Below are 14196 nucleotides of genomic sequence, written 5' to 3'. Positions count from 1 at the left end.
ATCGGGAACCAGCGGCTTGGGGTTGGCGGCCGTCAGCTTGTCGCGGGCGGCGGCGGCGGTCCCGGGTACCGCCTCATGGCTGGCATCGGCGGTAAAGGTGATCGAGACCGGCACGTCGGCGCTTTCGGCGTCGTCGATCAAAAGGTTGGCGGTCTGGACGCGGCGTTCCCAGTCGGCAGCGGTCGCCCAGCCGTTGTCGACGACGAGCACCAGCGGGCCCCCTGCATTCAGAGAATTGGCGCGCGGGTTCATCACCGGATCGGCGATCGCCAGGATCACGGCGGCGGCGAGAAGCATGCGCAGCAGCGTCAGCCACCAGGGGCTTTTCGAGGGCGTTTCCTCGCGCTTCAGGACCGTCGCAAGTATCCGGAGCGGCGGAAAGATTTCCGCCTTCGGGCGCGGCGGGGTGAGCCGCAGCAGCCACCAGATGACCGGCAGCGCGATCAGGCCGAAGAGAATGGCGGGATTGGCGAAAATCAGCGCGCTCATGACCTGTCTCCGACCGGTTTCGGTGACGGCATGCCGGAAAGATAACCATGCACGGCAACCAGCGCCTCGGAGGCCAGGTGGTCGGTCCGGTGGAAAACGAAGCTCCAGCCGAGACGGCGCAGCGATTCACCGAGTGCATCGCGACGGGCGAAATAGGCGCGCTGATAATCCTCGCGGATCATTTCGGCGCGGCCGGAGACGAGCTTTTCGCCGGTCTCGGGATCGGTAAACTCCGTGCGGCCGGTATAGGGAAAAGTTTCCTCCGCTGGATCGGCGATCTCGACCACGTGGCCGCGCAGGCCGCGGCGGCCGAGCGGGGCGATGCGCTCCATGACCCGATCGGCGTCGTCGAGGAAATCGCCGATCAGCACGATGTCGCTATGGCCGCGGATCATCGCGGTTTCCGGCAAGCCGGTGGTCAGCGGCGCGTGCATGATTGAGGCGGCGAGCCGCTCGGCGGCGTTGCGGGCCGATACCGGCTCCATGATGCCCGGGCAGCCGATGCGCTCGCCAGACCGGGCAAGGATTTCGGCCAGCGCCAGCATCAGCACCAGCGCCCGGCTTTCCTTGGAAGCGATGGCAAGCGTCGACTTGTACATCATCGACGGCGACATGTCGGCCCAGAGCCAGACGGTGTGGGCGGCTTCCCATTCGCGCTCGCGGACATAGGTATGGTCGTCGCGGGCGGAGCGGCGCCAATCGATGCGAGACAGGCTTTCACCCTCGGCATAGGGCCGGAACTGCCAGAAATTTTCGCCGACGCCGCGCTTGCGGCGACCATGCCAACCGGCGATCACCGTGTTGGCGATGCGCTTTGCTTCCACCATGCAATCCGGCACAAGCGTCGCGCGGGCCTGGGCTCGAGAGAGGAGTTCGCTACTCGGTGTCTGCTCTACGATCTGGCCAATGGTGGAAGCCACGCATTATCCTTTCTAGCCGGCGGACTTAGCCGCGGGCCTGCTTCACCAGGCCGGCGATGACGTCGCGCACCGACATGCCTTCGGCGCGGGCCGCAAACGTCAGCGCCATGCGGTGTTCAAGCACCGGTTCGGCAAGCGCGTAAACGTCGTCGAGCGACGGGGCCAGACGGCCTTCGTAAAGGGCGCGGGCGCGGGCCGTCAGCATCAGCGACTGGCCGGCGCGCGGGCCGGGACCCCAGGCGACGTGCTTGTCGGTATGGGCATTGCCGTGGCCGGGGCGGGCAGAGCGCACCAGCGACAGGATCGCATCGACCACCTTGTCGCTGACCGGCATCTGGCGGATCAGCATCTGGATTTCCTGGAGCCGGGCAGCATCGATGACGCCGCGCGCTTTGGCTTCCGAAAGGCCGGTGGTTTCGAGCAGGATCTGCCGCTCGGCGGCAAGTTCCGGATAAAGCACGTCCACCTGCAGCAGGAAGCGGTCGAGCTGCGCTTCCGGCAACGGATAGGTGCCTTCCTGCTCCAGCGGGTTCTGGGTCGCGAGCACGTGGAAGGGAGCGGGCAGATCGTAGCGCTGGCCGGCCACCGTGATGTGGTATTCCTGCATGGACTGTAGCAGTGCCGACTGGGTGCGCGGCGAGGCGCGGTTGATTTCGTCGGCCATCAGCAGCTGAGCGAACACCGGCCCCTTGATGAAGCGAAAGGAGCGGCGGCCGGTATCGTCGGTATCCATGACTTCCGAGCCGAGAATATCCGAAGGCATCAGGTCGGGCGTGAACTGGATGCGGTTGCCGCCGAGGCCGAGCACGGTGCCGAGCGTGGTGACGAGCTTGGTCTTGGCGAGGCCGGGGACGCCGACCAGCAGTGCATGGCCGCCGGACAGGACCGCCAGAAGCGTGTTCTCGACCACCTTTTCCTGACCGAAGATCACTTTCGCGACTTCGGCGCGAATGGCGGCGATGTCGGAAAGGGCCATTTCCGCGGAGGCGATGATGGCTTTCTCATCGAGGACGGTATCGGTGGAATTCATCAGGCCCATGTCGCTCTCCATCATCCAAACTGGCGGCATCCAAACTGGCTGGCATCCAGAACCTGCTGGCACTTAGAAACCGGCTGGCTTTTCCAGGCCGGGCTCATTGATATCCCGGCGGCGAATCGCTGCGTCGCAGCATCCGGCTTATCCGATCAAACTTATTCCCCGAAATATGGCTGACAAGCACGTATTGAATGACTATCTCGTGAGGAACAATTGCTTTGGTGGATGCTTACGGTCGAACCGGGACTGAAAGATGGCAGCGCAAACGATAAATTCGGCACCCGATGCCGCAGGGCTTGCGGCGCTGATCTCGCGTGCTTCCGAGCAGAGCGGCGACGGAAAGCGTGGTTTACCGCCTGTCGAGCGGTGGAATCCGCCCTTTTGCGGTGATATCGACATGGAAATCCGTGCCGACGGCACGTGGTTCTATATGGGCACCCCGATCGGCCGGGCACCGCTCGTGAGGCTGTTTTCGACGGTGCTGCGCAAGGATGAGGACGATCGGACCTATCTCGTAACACCTGTGGAAAAGGTCGGCATCCGTGTCGCCGACGCTCCCTTCCTTGCGGTCGAGATGCAGATGACGCAGCGTGAAGGCCAACAGGTGCTCACGTTCAGGACAAATGTCGGTGATGTGGTGGAGGCGGGGCCAGAACATCCCTTGCGCTTCGAGATTTCGGGCGAAAACCGCGAGCTGAAACCCTATCTCCTGGTGCGCGGCCGGTTGGAGGCACTGGTCTCCCGTGCTGTCATGTACGATCTCGTGGAACTCGGCGAGGCGATCGTGATAGACGGAGTGCCGATGTTCTCCGTCCGCTCCGGAACGGAGGTGTTTCCCATGATGCCCGAGGCCGAATTGGACGCCTTATCGCAATGAGTGACTTTCCCCTTTTTTCGGCCGGCGACTTTCGCCGCCGGGCACTGAACCAGAATGGCGGGCCGGTCGACCACGCCTGGCGCGACCATGGCGACCACCTGCTCAATCCGACGCTCGTCGATCTCGCCGCGGGGCTGAAGCTCAAGGATGCCGCCGTGCTGGTGCCCGTCGTCGACGACGGCGACGAAGCCAAGGTGATCCTGACGCAGCGGACATCGACGATGCGTAAGCATTCCGGCCAGATCGCCTTTCCGGGCGGCGGGATCGATCCGGAGGACCGCTCGCCGGAACAGGCGGCGTTGCGCGAGGCGGAAGAGGAAATCGGCCTCGACCGTTCCTTCGTCGAAACGCTGTCGCGACTGCCGACCTATTATGCCGCGACCGGTTTTCGGATCACGCCGGTGCTCTCGGTAGTCAGGCGCGGCTTCGAGATCACGCCCAATCCGGCCGAGGTGGACGACGTCTTCGAGGTGCCGCTGTCCTTCCTGATGAACGCGGCCAACCACCAGCGCGGCAGCAGGGAATGGGACGGCAAGGAACGGCATTTCTATGTGATGCCCTACGAGGAACGAAACATCTGGGGCATTACCGCGGGCATCCTGCGCACGCTCTACGAAAGGCTTTATGCATGACGAGTGTAGCCGACGAGGCCTGGTTCCGGGACCCGGCGCTGCAGCGCATCCTGACCCTGCTCAATGCCGACGGCGGTGAGGCGCGGGTGGCGGGCGGCGCGGTGCGTAATGCACTGATGGGGCTTCCCGTCGCCGATGTCGACGTCGCCACCACGCTTTTACCGGAAAAGGTGGTCGAGCGGGCGGTGACGGCCGGTATCAAGGCCGTGCCGACCGGTTTCGAGCACGGCACGGTGACGCTGGTCATCGGAGGCCACGGGTTCGAGGTCACCACGTTGCGCCGCGACGTCGAGACCGACGGTCGGCGGGCCAAGGTCGCCTTCGGCACCGATTGGCAGACGGATGCCGAACGACGGGACCTGACGATCAACGCACTTTATGCGGACGCTCAAGGCGAGGTGATCGACCTTGTCAACGGTCTACCGGATATCGAGACGCGCACCGTCCGCTTCATCGGAGATGCGGCCGAGCGGATTGCCGAGGACTATTTGCGCATCCTGCGCTTCTTCCGCTTCTTCGCCCATTACGGTTCCGGCCGGCCGGATGCGGATGGCCTGAGGGCCTGCGCCCGCGCCAAGGACAAGCTTTCGACGCTGTCGGCCGAACGCATCTGGGCGGAAACCAAGAAGCTGCTGTCGGCTGCCGATCCTTCCCGCGCGTTGCTGTGGATGCGGCAGGCGGGCGTGCTCACCGAAATCCTGCCGGAGACGGAAAAGTGGGGTATCGACGGCATCCACGGCCTCGTGGCGGCCGAGAAGTCGCTCGGCTGGACGGCCGATCCGATCCTGCGGCTGGCGGCGATCGTGCCGCCGGATGCCGAGAGGCTGGATGCGCTCGCGAAGCGGCTGAAGATGTCGAATGCAGAGGCTGCCAAGCTTGCGGCCTGGGCAAATGCGCCGGTGCTGCCGGACGAAGTGACGGATGTCGGGTTTGACCGGCTGCTCTACCGCCATGGTGCGGAGGGGCTGGTCATCCGGCTGAGGCTGGCCCTGGCGTCGGCGCGAACTGCGGCCGAAGGCGATCCGGCGGCGATGCGCAGATCCGCGCGGCTGTCGGTCTTGCTGAAGAGGGCTGAGGACTACGAGAAGCCGGTCTTTCCGCTCAGTGGTGCCGATATCGTCGCAGCCGGCGTGCCGGCCGGAAAACGGGTCGGCGAAATCCTGAAGGAATTGGAAGATTTCTGGGTCGAGCGCAATTTCGCTCCCGACCGGGCGGCGCTGACCGCCCGGCTGGAGGATATGATCCGCAGATCACTCTGACATCAAGCGTATCGCCGCTCTGACATCGGGTGTTTCGAAATCAGATACAGCCACTCTGATGCGGATGACCGACTTCGGTCGCGCCGGGCGTCAGGCCGCCGCCGCTCCGTTTTCGTCGCGAATGCGTGCCTTGATGTTCTCGACCATGTTTTCGCGGATGATCTCTTCGCCATGGACAGTGCGAAGATGTTCCACGGCGCGGCGAACCACTTCGGCGTCTTCATCGGCCCGGGTATGCCATTGGCAACCGGGGACGAGCGTACCGCATTCGAACAGTCGCATGATACTTCCTCCTATTGTCGTCGGACTGGAGGCGGGCGGACAGCTCCTCATATCCGCCGGCCCCAATCCCGATAACTCGAAAGCGACGACGCTGTTCCCGATGCCTATTCGGAAAACGCCCAGGCGTGGAAAACGGAAGCCTCTTCCTTACCCTTTTCCCGCGCCGTCTCGGTGTTGGCGGCCGACATGGCAACCGACTTGCCGGCAAGCTGGCGCCTTACCTGGTCCACATAAAAGGAATGGGGGAGTTCTCCGCCAGTTCTCGCGCGCATTTCCGTCGCGAGGCGGTCGATCATTTCAGCGGTATCAAGGGAACGGGAGTCCCTGTCCTTAGACGCTTCCGGCATGGGCATGCTATTCGGTGCCATCATGGCGATCCTCCTCCGGTACAACCAAAGGGACGCTACCACCATCGCACTGATTCCGATATCGCATTTGTTAAGGATGAGATATTAGGGCCGGTTTATACCGGATATCGTTAACTTTGTGGTTCTCGATCTAAGGCCACCTTACAACCGGAGGCAGTGACGAGAGGATGGACTCGACATTGCCGCCGGTCTTCAACCCGAAAATAGTGCCACGGTCGTAGAGCAGGTTGAACTCGACATAGCGGCCGCGACGGATCAGCTGTTCGTCGCGATCATGTTCCGTCCAGGGCTTGTTGAAGTTGGCCCTGACGATCCGCGGATAGACGAGGTTGAAGGCGCGTCCGACATCCTGCACAAACGCGAAATCCGCATCCCAGCCGCCTTTTTCCGCGACCGGATGCAGCCAGTCGAAGAAAATGCCGCCGACGCCGCGCGGTTCATTGCGATGCTTCAGGAAAAAATAGTCGTCGCACCAGGCCTTGTAGTGATCGTAGTCGGCGACCGCCTCATGGCGCTTGCAGGTGATTTCCATGACCCGGTGGAAGAGGGTGGTGTCCGGATCGTCCTGGGTGCGGCGCCGGTCGAGGACCGGGGTGAGATCCGCGCCGCCGCCGAACCACTGGCTCGACGTCACCACCATGCGGGTATTCATGTGCACGGTCGGCACGTTGGGATTGACCGGATGGGCGATCAGCGAAATGCCCGACGCCCAGAAGCGCGGGTCTTCCTCGGCACCCGGCATCTGGCTGCGGAAATCGGCGGAAAACTCGCCGTGGACGGTCGAGGTGTGGACGCCGACCTTCTCGAAGACGCGGCCTTCCATCATCGACATTCGTCCGCCGCCGCCCGCGCCACCATCGCGCAGCCAGTCCTTGGGTTTGAAGCGGCCGGGCTCCTGATCGGAGAGGGGGCCGGTCAGCTCGGCCTCGAGGCCTTCCAGCGAGGCGCAGATCGTGTCGCGCAGGCTCTCGAACCAGGTCCTCGCAGCCACCTTCTTGTCTTCGATGTCCTCGGGCAGCCCCTTGGGCAGTACCGGCCGTTCCATATCTCTATTCCTCTCGCCATCCCCTTGGCGCGACTCGCATTTTTCCGATCGGGAATTAGCATTTCTGGCTTTCGCGAACCATTCCATCGATTGTCGCGGGTGGAAAATGAGACTCGTAAAGCGTGTCGCCCGGCACTATCTTTACCGCATAAACAGGTGCTGATCAGAGGCTTTCATGGCAAAGTTCACACCCCCGCCGCTCGACGGGCTGAAACGCAGGATCGACCGCCACCGGCAGGAAAAAGCCGGTGAGCGCCAGGGCATGTTCGTGCGGCAGACATTTCAGCTCTCACGCGAAGAAGCGCGCGAAAAGGCGCGCGAGTGGTTTCACGAATTTCCGAAGGCCGCCTATTGGACCGAAGTGGAAAGCTGGCGCCAGCTCGAAGGCGACCAGATCGAATTCACGATGCGACGGCTGCCGACTGCGGATTGATCCGATCCATTATTGCGGATCTTCGTAGGTGTAGAGCGCGCACATTTCGGCGCTGCTCTTCGGTGGATTTCGCCCCGTAAATACGGCAATCGCCGACATTCCCTTGCCGGATGCCCAGTTGGCGACATAGGTGACGTCCCCCGATCCGCAGAGCTGGTTGCCGTTTTCAAGTTCCGGATCGGCCGGTTTCGCGACGCGATAGACCGATGCCGGCACACGCCTGCCATCCACCCGAAAATTATCGGCAACGAGGTCGGAGAATTCGAGGGATTCTTCGTTCTCGAAGGTGATGCTGAAATCGTCCAGCCAGACATCGCCGGTGACGCTCATCGCCGTCTTGCTGACCGCGGTATAATGCTCGGCCTCCTGGGCGCGGACGGACAAAGCCATCAGGGCAAGAGCGGCAACGGTCATCTTGTAGCAAAGCAGATTGCGCATCTCGGTCCTTGATGGCTTGGGCTGGGAAGAAGAAGCTCGATTGCGGAAACATATGCGATCCCCGATGTTTGGCCCATGGGCTTCGATCGGTTTGACATGTGTTTTTCAAAAGATGCTAAACGGGGGGAGGCGGACCATCCGTCAGATGCCGATAGCGCTTAGGCGGCATCCTCCGCCTTGACGAGAACCGGGGTGAGTTCGAGGCCGAGGGCTTTCATCACCTTCAGGATCGTCGCGAATTCCGGATTTCCTTCGCCGCTCAGGGCAGTATAGAGCGCCTTTCGGTTCACTCCGACATCGCGGGCGAGTTTGGTCATGCCCCGCGCCCGCGCGACGATGCCGAGAGATCTCGCGATGAAGGCGGCGTCGCCCTCTTCGAATGCTGCCTTCATGAACTCTTCGATGCCCTCTTCGGTATCCAAATGTTCAGCGATGTCGAACGGATGCGTTTCCAAAGCCATCGGTCGTCCTTCCATTTCCGGAGGCGTTGTTCAGCAGGGTATGACCCTCAGTTTAGAATAGGCCTATACGTGCAATCAATCCGTATCCACCTGCTCTTCCGCCTCCAGCAAGATCGGTCCCGCACCCTTTTCGCCGAGCATGTCCAGTGGGTTCCTGAGCGGGCAGTCCTCCATCGACAGGCAGCCGCAGCCGATGCAGCCGGTCAGGTGGTCGCGGAGCGCCGTGAGGCTGGCGATCCTGTCGTCGAGCTGGCGTTTCCAGGTTTCCGATAGACGCTGCCAGTCCTTTGCCGTCAGCGGCCGGTCGTGCGGCAGGACAGAGAGCGCTTCGGCGATATCGGCAAGCGGTATGCCGGTCTTCTGGGCCACCTTGATGACGGCGACCCGGCGCAGCACGACGCGTGGATAACGGCGCTGGTTGCCACGGTTGCGGCGGCTCTGGATCAGTCCTTTGGTCTCGTAGAAATGCAGGGTCGAGACCGCCACGCCGCTGCGTGTCGCCACTTCGCCGACCGTCAGTTCCAGCTCCAGCCTGGTGCCCGGATTTTTCTTCATCATTGCTGTTGACCTCAATATTACTTGAGGTTCTATAGCATAGGCTTCCTGAAAGAAAACCGGAGCCTAGGTCAATGAAGAAGGAAAACCCGTCTGTCGCAGCGCCTCGCCTGATATCATCGCCGCCGACATGGCGACGTTGATGGAGCGCTGGCCTTCGACCATGGGGATGAGGATGCGGGCGTCGGCTGCCTCATGCACGTTGTCCGGCACGCCGGCGCTTTCGCGGCCGAAGAAGAGGATGTCGTCCGGCCGGAATTCGAAGCGGGTATAAGGCAGGGCGGCCTTGGTGGAAGCGAGCACGACACGCCGGCCGTTCGCCTTGCGCCATTCGTCGAAGCGCTGCCAGTTGACGTGGCGGGCGAGCGTGACGTTCTCCAGATAATCCATGCCGGAGCGCTTCAGGTTCCTGTCGGAAATGTCGAAACCGGCCGGCTCGATGATATCCACCGACAGGCCGAGGCAGGCGGCGAGCCGGAGGATCGTGCCGGTATTGCCGGGAATATCCGGCTGGTAAAGGGCGATGCGAAGTCCGCGCGAGATGTCACTCATGCACCGTCCTTACGGGAAACCGAGGCTGCGGCTCAAGCCCTTTCGATGCGCGGCATGGCTGTGACGATCGGGCAACAGAAAAGCTCAGGGTGGCGGGATACGGCGATTTGCCCTTTTCAATTGATGCCCGAGAGGCTACAAGAAACGCGCAACTCAACGCCCACTCAAGGAGGCCCACATGGATATGACCGTGCTCTCGCGCCTCCGCCGCCGGATTTCCCTGTCTCTGGCTTAGGCGTTCGCGGTTTCTCGCAAACTCTTTCTTTCCTCATTCGTTACGCGGCCGACATCCGGCCTCGCTATCCAGGTTTACGTCGTCCGATTCCGGCCGCCTTGCGTGCTGAACCGGTGCGGCATCCGACTTACGGAGCTTTTTCATGTTCTCGTGGTTCGAACGGCGCGTTGATCCTTATCCGGACGAAGCGCCCTCACTACCGCCCGCCGGCCTTGCGGCCTTCCTGTGGCACTACACCAAGCCCGTCTGGCCGTGGGTCGTCATCATGTCGACCTGTACGATGCTGATTGCCATCGGCGAAGTGGCGCTGTTCCAGTTCCTCGGCGATATCGTCGATTGGCTGACCAATGCCGATCGGGCGACGTTCCTTGAAAGCGAAGGGCCGAAACTGTTCTTCATGGCCTTCGTGGTGCTGATCGCATTGCCGGCGATCGCCACCCTCAATTCGCTGATCATGCATCAGATTCTGATGGGCAATTTCCCGATGATCGCCCGCTGGCAGATGCACCGGTTCCTGCTCCGGCACTCGATGACGTTCTTCGCCAACGAGTTTGCCGGCCGCGTCTCGACCAAGGTGATGCAGACCTCGCTCGCCATCCGCGAAACGGTGATGAAGGTGCTCGACGTATTCGTCTACGTCTTCACCTATTTCATCTCGATGATCGCCATCGTCGCGGCGGCGGATCTGCGCCTTGCGGTGCCGCTCGTCCTCTGGATCGTCTGCTACTCGATGACAGTCGCCTATTACGTGCCGCGTCTGAGGAAGATTTCTGCGGAACAGGCGGATGCGCGTTCGATGATGACCGGTCGCGTGGTGGACAGCTATACGAACATCGCTACCGTCAAGCTTTTCTCGCATGCGGGAAGGGAAGAGGCCTATGCGCAGGACGCGATGGATATCTTCCTGAAAACCGTCCATGCGCAGATGCGCAAGGTGACGGGTTTCCAGGCGCTGGTCTATTTCTACAACTGCGTGGCGCTGTTTACCGTCGGCGCGTTGTCGATCTGGTTCTGGCTCGATGGTGTCATCTCGATCGGGGCGATCGCCATCGCCATCGGCCTTGCGATGCGTATCAACGGCATGTCGCAATGGGTGATGTGGGAAGTCTCTGCGCTCTTTGAAAACATCGGCACCGTCTATGACGGCATGTCGATGATGACAAAGGCGCATGACGTGGTGGACCGGAATGGCGCTTCGGCGCTGACGGCTAAAAAAGGCCATATCCGCTACGACAACGTCCACTTCCACTATGGCAAGGGCAAGGGCGTTATCGAAGGCCTGACGCTCGATATCCCGGCCGGGCAGAAGATCGGTCTGGTCGGCCGCTCCGGCGCCGGCAAGACGACGCTGATGAACCTGCTGTTGCGCTTCTACGATCTGGAGGGCGGCCGCATCACCATCGATGGCCAGGACATATCGACCGTGATGCAGGACAGCCTGCGTTCGCTGATCGGCGTGGTCACCCAGGATACCTCGCTGCTGCACCGCTCGATCCGCGACAACATCGCCTACGGCAAGCCGGACGCGACCGATGCGGACATCATCGAGGCGGCAAAGCGGGCAAACGCCTGGGAGTTCATCGACGGACTTGCCGACATGCAGGGACGCAAGGGTCTCGACGCGCATGTGGGCGAACGCGGCGTGAAGCTTTCCGGCGGGCAGCGGCAGCGCATCGCGATCGCCCGCGTCTTCCTGAAGGACGCGCCGATCCTGGTGCTCGACGAGGCGACTTCGGCGCTCGATAGTGAAGTCGAAGCGGCGATCCAGGAGAACCTGTTCGCGCTGATGGAGGGCAAGACAGTGATTGCGATTGCGCACCGCCTGTCGACGCTCACCGAAATGGACCGGCTGATCGTGCTCGATCGCGGCCGGATCGTCGAGGCCGGCACCCATCGCGAACTCGCCCGGAGCGGCGGCATCTATGCCGACCTCTGGAACCGCCAGTCCGGCGGCTTCATCGGCCATGACGACGTGATCGAGGAAGAGGCGGCGGAGTAATCTCCGCCGTCGCCCCTTCTCGCTCTAAGGTCGTATTCCAGGGCATGCTTCCGCAGAATTCAGATTCGGTTTTCGCGGGTGTGCCAGATACGGAGGAGAAAGATCGTCTCGCCCTGGATCTCGTATCTCAACTCGTAACCACCAATCAAAAGTCGTCGGATTTCACGCGGTGCGAACTCATCCAGCTTTTCACCTAGCCGCGGATGCTGGATGAGTTTCTTGGGTGCTGCAGCCAGGTTTTGAGCCGTGCGCGCCGCCGCGGGTGCGTTCACCGCAGCCAGAAAATCATGAAGGCGGTTGAGATCGGACACCGCTTTTGACGACCACTTCAGTTCCATTAAAGGGGACGGGGCAGGGGCTTGTCAGCACCCAGGCTGGCAACCCACTTTTCGACCTCTTCCTGATCGACCACGTTTCCCGCATCGACGTCCGCCATTGCCTCCAGCGTCAGCCGCCGCCGCTCCTCTTCGAGCTCGATCCAGCTGGCGAGTGCCTGCTTGACGATCCAGCCCCTTGAACGTTCCAGGCGGGTTGCCAGTTCGTCCACTTTCTCAGCCAGCTGAACCGGCACATGTGTCGTCAGAACGCGGGTTTCCATAGGAACTCCTTTGGGACAAATCATAATGATTGATTCTGATTATGTCCAATGGGCGCGAAGGTCCGCCCGGCAGGCCTTCCACATTAAGAAAATGTAAGCCGCGGCCCGGCCGCTTTCGCTTTGCCGGCGATCAGAATCCGCCTATATCCGGTCCATGTTGAAACCGGTCTTCCGCATCTTCGAAAGCTTTATCAAGCCGTTTGCGAGGCGGGACGACCTGAAACCGCCTGTGGGCCTGATCGGCTTCGTCTGGTTCTATGTCAGCCAGGCCAAGCTTCCCTTCTTCGCCATGCTGGTGCTTGGCGGTCTTGCCGCCGGCGTCGAGGCGGCGATGTTCTGGTATGTCGGTCGCCTGGTCGATATCCTCGACACGACGAAGCCCGCCGACGGATGGTCGGGACTTTTGGCCAACCATGGCACCGAACTGGTGGTCATGGCGCTGGTGGTCGGCATCGGCCGCTTCCTGATCGGGCTGATGACGGCGCTGGTCGACCAGCAGATCATCACGCCCGGTTTCTACAACCTGGTGCGCTGGCAGTCGTACATCCATGTGTCGCGCCAGTCGCTATCCTTTTTCCAGAACGATTTCTCCGGCCGTATCGTTACGAAAGTCTGGTCGGCGGGGCAGGCGACTGGTGACGTGCTGACTTCCTTCATGGAAAGCGTCTGGTTCGTCGGCATCTATTCCGTTTCGACCATCGCGCTGGTCGCAGGGCTCGACTGGCGGCTCGCCGTGGTGGTCGTCGCATGGCTTGCGATCTTCGCGCTGCTCGCCCGCCATTACGTGCCGCGCATCCGCGAACACTCCAAGGCCTCGGCCGAGGCCGGGTCGATGATCAGCGGCCGCATGGTCGACGCCTATTCGAACATCCAGACGCTCCGGCTGTTCGGCCGCGACGAGGCCAACGACCGCTATATGCTCTCCGGTTTCGAGAGCTTCCAGGCGACGATCATCGCGTTCACCCGACTGCTCACCAGCGTGCGCGCCTCGATGGCCTTCCTCTCCGGCACGATGATCGTCACCATGGCGGCGATGAGCGTGCATCTGTGGCTTTCCGGCCTGATCTCGTCCGGTGCGGTCGCCTTCACCATGGCGCTGATGCTGCGGCTGAATTTCCTGCTCGGCCGGCTGATGACGCAGCTCAACGGCATCATGCGCAATATCGGCACGATCCAGAATTCGGCCGAGCTGATCTCGCAGCCGATCGGGCTGGTGGATGCGCCGGATGCAACGCAGCTGGTGGTAAAACGCCCGGAAATCCGTTTCGAGAATGTCAGCTTCCATTATGGCAAGGCGAAGGGCGTCATCGACAACCTGTCGCTCACCATCCGGCCGGGCGAGAAGCTCGGCATCGTCGGGCGTTCCGGCGCCGGCAAGTCAACCCTCGTCAACCTGCTCCTGCGGTTTTACGATCTCGAAGGCGGCCGGATCCTGATCGATGGGCAGGATATCGCCAAGGCGACGCAAGAATCATTGCGGGGCCAGATCGGCATGGTGACCCAGGATACCTCGCTGCTGCACCGGTCGATCCGCGACAATATCCTGTTCGGCCGGCCGGATGCGACAGAGGCGCAGCTTGTCGAGGCGGCGCGCAAGGCTGAAGCCGACATGTTCATCGCGGCCCTCGAAGACCAGCGCGGCCGCAAGGGTTTCGACGCGCATGTGGGTGAACGCGGCGTCAAGCTTTCCGGCGGCCAGCGCCAGCGTGTCGCGATCGCCCGCGTGATGATCAAGGATGCGCCGATCCTGGTGCTCGACGAGGCGACCTCGGCGCTTGATTCGGAGGTCGAAGCGGCGATCCAGTCGAACCTGGAGCGGCTGATGCAGGGCAAGACCGTGCTCGCCATCGCCCACCGGCTCTCGACGATCGCAGCGCTCGACCGCCTCATCGTCATGGACAAGGGCCGGATCATCGAGGACGGCACACACAACGAACTGATCGCGCGGCGAGGGCTCTATTCGGAGCTCTGGGCGCGCCAATCCGGCGGCTTCCTGGCGGCGGATGCCGCCCAGTAA

Annotated in this window: 18 protein-coding genes; 6 read left to right on the top strand and 12 right to left on the bottom strand. The window is 62.1% G+C overall.

The window, feature by feature from the left end; genetic code table 11:
* From MOV63_RS21485 to MOV63_RS21475, 3 genes are all read right to left on the bottom strand, one after another.
* On the bottom strand, nucleotides 1–489 hold a 489-nt coding region (locus MOV63_RS21485; RefSeq protein ID WP_247036652.1), incomplete at its 3' end, for a BatA domain-containing protein.
* Nucleotides 486–1409 (bottom strand): DUF58 domain-containing protein, encoded by a 924-nt coding sequence (locus MOV63_RS21480; protein WP_247036650.1) that lies wholly within the window; start codon nucleotides 1407–1409, stop codon nucleotides 486–488. The genes MOV63_RS21480 and MOV63_RS21485, both read right to left, overlap by 4 nt.
* A gap of 25 nt (nucleotides 1410–1434) precedes the next feature.
* Nucleotides 1435–2448 carry a MoxR family ATPase gene (locus MOV63_RS21475; protein ID WP_046601347.1) on the bottom strand — a complete coding sequence of 338 codons (1014 nt, stop codon included), beginning with the start codon at nucleotides 2446–2448 and terminating at the stop codon, nucleotides 1435–1437.
* 250 nt (nucleotides 2449–2698) lie between these two features.
* Between MOV63_RS21475 and MOV63_RS21470 the strand changes: the two genes are divergently transcribed.
* From MOV63_RS21470 to MOV63_RS21460, 3 genes are read left to right on the top strand one after another with little or no spacing between them, the layout of a single operon-like run.
* Nucleotides 2699–3322 (top strand): DUF1285 domain-containing protein, encoded by a 624-nt coding sequence (locus tag MOV63_RS21470; protein WP_247036648.1) that lies wholly within the window; start codon nucleotides 2699–2701, stop codon nucleotides 3320–3322.
* A complete protein-coding gene (locus MOV63_RS21465) occupies nucleotides 3319–3954 on the top strand; it encodes a CoA pyrophosphatase (protein ID WP_247036646.1) in 636 nt (211 codons plus the stop codon). The genes MOV63_RS21470 and MOV63_RS21465 overlap by 4 nt, the downstream gene beginning before the upstream one ends.
* Complete coding sequence (locus MOV63_RS21460; protein ID WP_247036644.1) at nucleotides 3951–5213, top strand: CCA tRNA nucleotidyltransferase; 1263 nt, start codon at nucleotides 3951–3953, stop codon at nucleotides 5211–5213. Before MOV63_RS21465 ends, MOV63_RS21460 begins: the two co-directional genes overlap by 4 nt.
* A gap of 90 nt (nucleotides 5214–5303) precedes the next feature.
* Here MOV63_RS21460 and MOV63_RS21455 read toward each other — a convergent pair whose 3' ends face one another.
* The 3 genes from MOV63_RS21455 to hemF form a co-directional block, all read right to left on the bottom strand.
* On the bottom strand, nucleotides 5304–5495 hold the full coding sequence (locus MOV63_RS21455) for a DUF1059 domain-containing protein (protein WP_037076377.1): 192 nt from the start codon (nucleotides 5493–5495) through the stop codon (nucleotides 5304–5306).
* 104 nt (nucleotides 5496–5599) lie between these two features.
* Nucleotides 5600–5866, bottom strand: a complete 267-nt coding sequence (locus MOV63_RS21450; RefSeq protein ID WP_247036642.1) for a hypothetical protein — start codon at nucleotides 5864–5866, stop codon at nucleotides 5600–5602.
* Nucleotides 5867–5993: 127 nt separating this feature from the next.
* Complete coding sequence (hemF, locus tag MOV63_RS21445; protein ID WP_247036640.1) at nucleotides 5994–6908, bottom strand: oxygen-dependent coproporphyrinogen oxidase; 915 nt, start codon at nucleotides 6906–6908, stop codon at nucleotides 5994–5996.
* A 175-nt stretch (nucleotides 6909–7083) separates the two neighbouring features.
* Between hemF and MOV63_RS21440 the strand changes: the two genes are divergently transcribed.
* A complete protein-coding gene (locus MOV63_RS21440; protein WP_037076370.1) occupies nucleotides 7084–7341 on the top strand; it encodes a hypothetical protein in 258 nt (85 codons plus the stop codon).
* Between the two features lie 9 nt (nucleotides 7342–7350).
* Here the strand turns inward: MOV63_RS21440 and MOV63_RS21435 are convergent, their stop codons facing one another.
* The 4 genes from MOV63_RS21435 to MOV63_RS21420 form a co-directional block, all read right to left on the bottom strand.
* Nucleotides 7351–7779, bottom strand: a complete 429-nt coding sequence (locus MOV63_RS21435; protein ID WP_247036636.1) for a hypothetical protein — start codon at nucleotides 7777–7779, stop codon at nucleotides 7351–7353.
* Between the two features lie 158 nt (nucleotides 7780–7937).
* The gene (locus MOV63_RS21430) at nucleotides 7938–8240 is read right to left on the bottom strand and encodes an addiction module antidote protein (RefSeq protein WP_038544253.1); all 303 of its coding nucleotides are present in this window, start codon (nucleotides 8238–8240) and stop codon (nucleotides 7938–7940) included.
* 75 nt (nucleotides 8241–8315) lie between these two features.
* Nucleotides 8316–8795: a redox-sensitive transcriptional activator SoxR gene (soxR, locus tag MOV63_RS21425; RefSeq protein WP_293406867.1), complete on the bottom strand. Its 480-nt coding sequence runs from the start codon at nucleotides 8793–8795 to the stop codon at nucleotides 8316–8318.
* A gap of 66 nt (nucleotides 8796–8861) precedes the next feature.
* Nucleotides 8862–9347 carry a tRNA (cytidine(34)-2'-O)-methyltransferase gene (locus MOV63_RS21420; protein WP_247036632.1) on the bottom strand — a complete coding sequence of 162 codons (486 nt, stop codon included), beginning with the start codon at nucleotides 9345–9347 and terminating at the stop codon, nucleotides 8862–8864.
* Between the two features lie 377 nt (nucleotides 9348–9724).
* Here MOV63_RS21420 and MOV63_RS21415 point away from each other — a divergent pair, with 377 nt between their 5' ends.
* Nucleotides 9725–11581: an ABC transporter ATP-binding protein gene (locus MOV63_RS21415; protein WP_247036630.1), complete on the top strand. Its 1857-nt coding sequence runs from the start codon at nucleotides 9725–9727 to the stop codon at nucleotides 11579–11581.
* A 59-nt stretch (nucleotides 11582–11640) separates the two neighbouring features.
* On the opposite strand, the gene MOV63_RS21410 is transcribed toward MOV63_RS21415, so the two are convergent.
* Nucleotides 11641–11919: a type II toxin-antitoxin system RelE/ParE family toxin gene (locus tag MOV63_RS21410; protein WP_247036628.1), complete on the bottom strand. Its 279-nt coding sequence runs from the start codon at nucleotides 11917–11919 to the stop codon at nucleotides 11641–11643.
* On the bottom strand, nucleotides 11919–12179 hold the full coding sequence (locus MOV63_RS21405; RefSeq protein ID WP_247036626.1) for a CopG family ribbon-helix-helix protein: 261 nt from the start codon (nucleotides 12177–12179) through the stop codon (nucleotides 11919–11921). The genes MOV63_RS21410 and MOV63_RS21405 overlap by 1 nt, the downstream gene beginning before the upstream one ends.
* 154 nt (nucleotides 12180–12333) lie before the next feature.
* Between MOV63_RS21405 and MOV63_RS21400 the strand changes: the two genes are divergently transcribed.
* Nucleotides 12334–14196: an ABC transporter ATP-binding protein gene (locus tag MOV63_RS21400; protein WP_247036624.1), complete on the top strand. Its 1863-nt coding sequence runs from the start codon at nucleotides 12334–12336 to the stop codon at nucleotides 14194–14196.

The sequence above is a fragment of the Neorhizobium sp. SHOUNA12A genome, assembly GCF_023006505.1.
Lineage (GTDB): Bacteria > Pseudomonadota > Alphaproteobacteria > Rhizobiales > Rhizobiaceae > Neorhizobium.
Note: the sequence above shows the minus strand (reverse complement) of the source record. Positions and strands in the feature narration are given on the sequence as shown.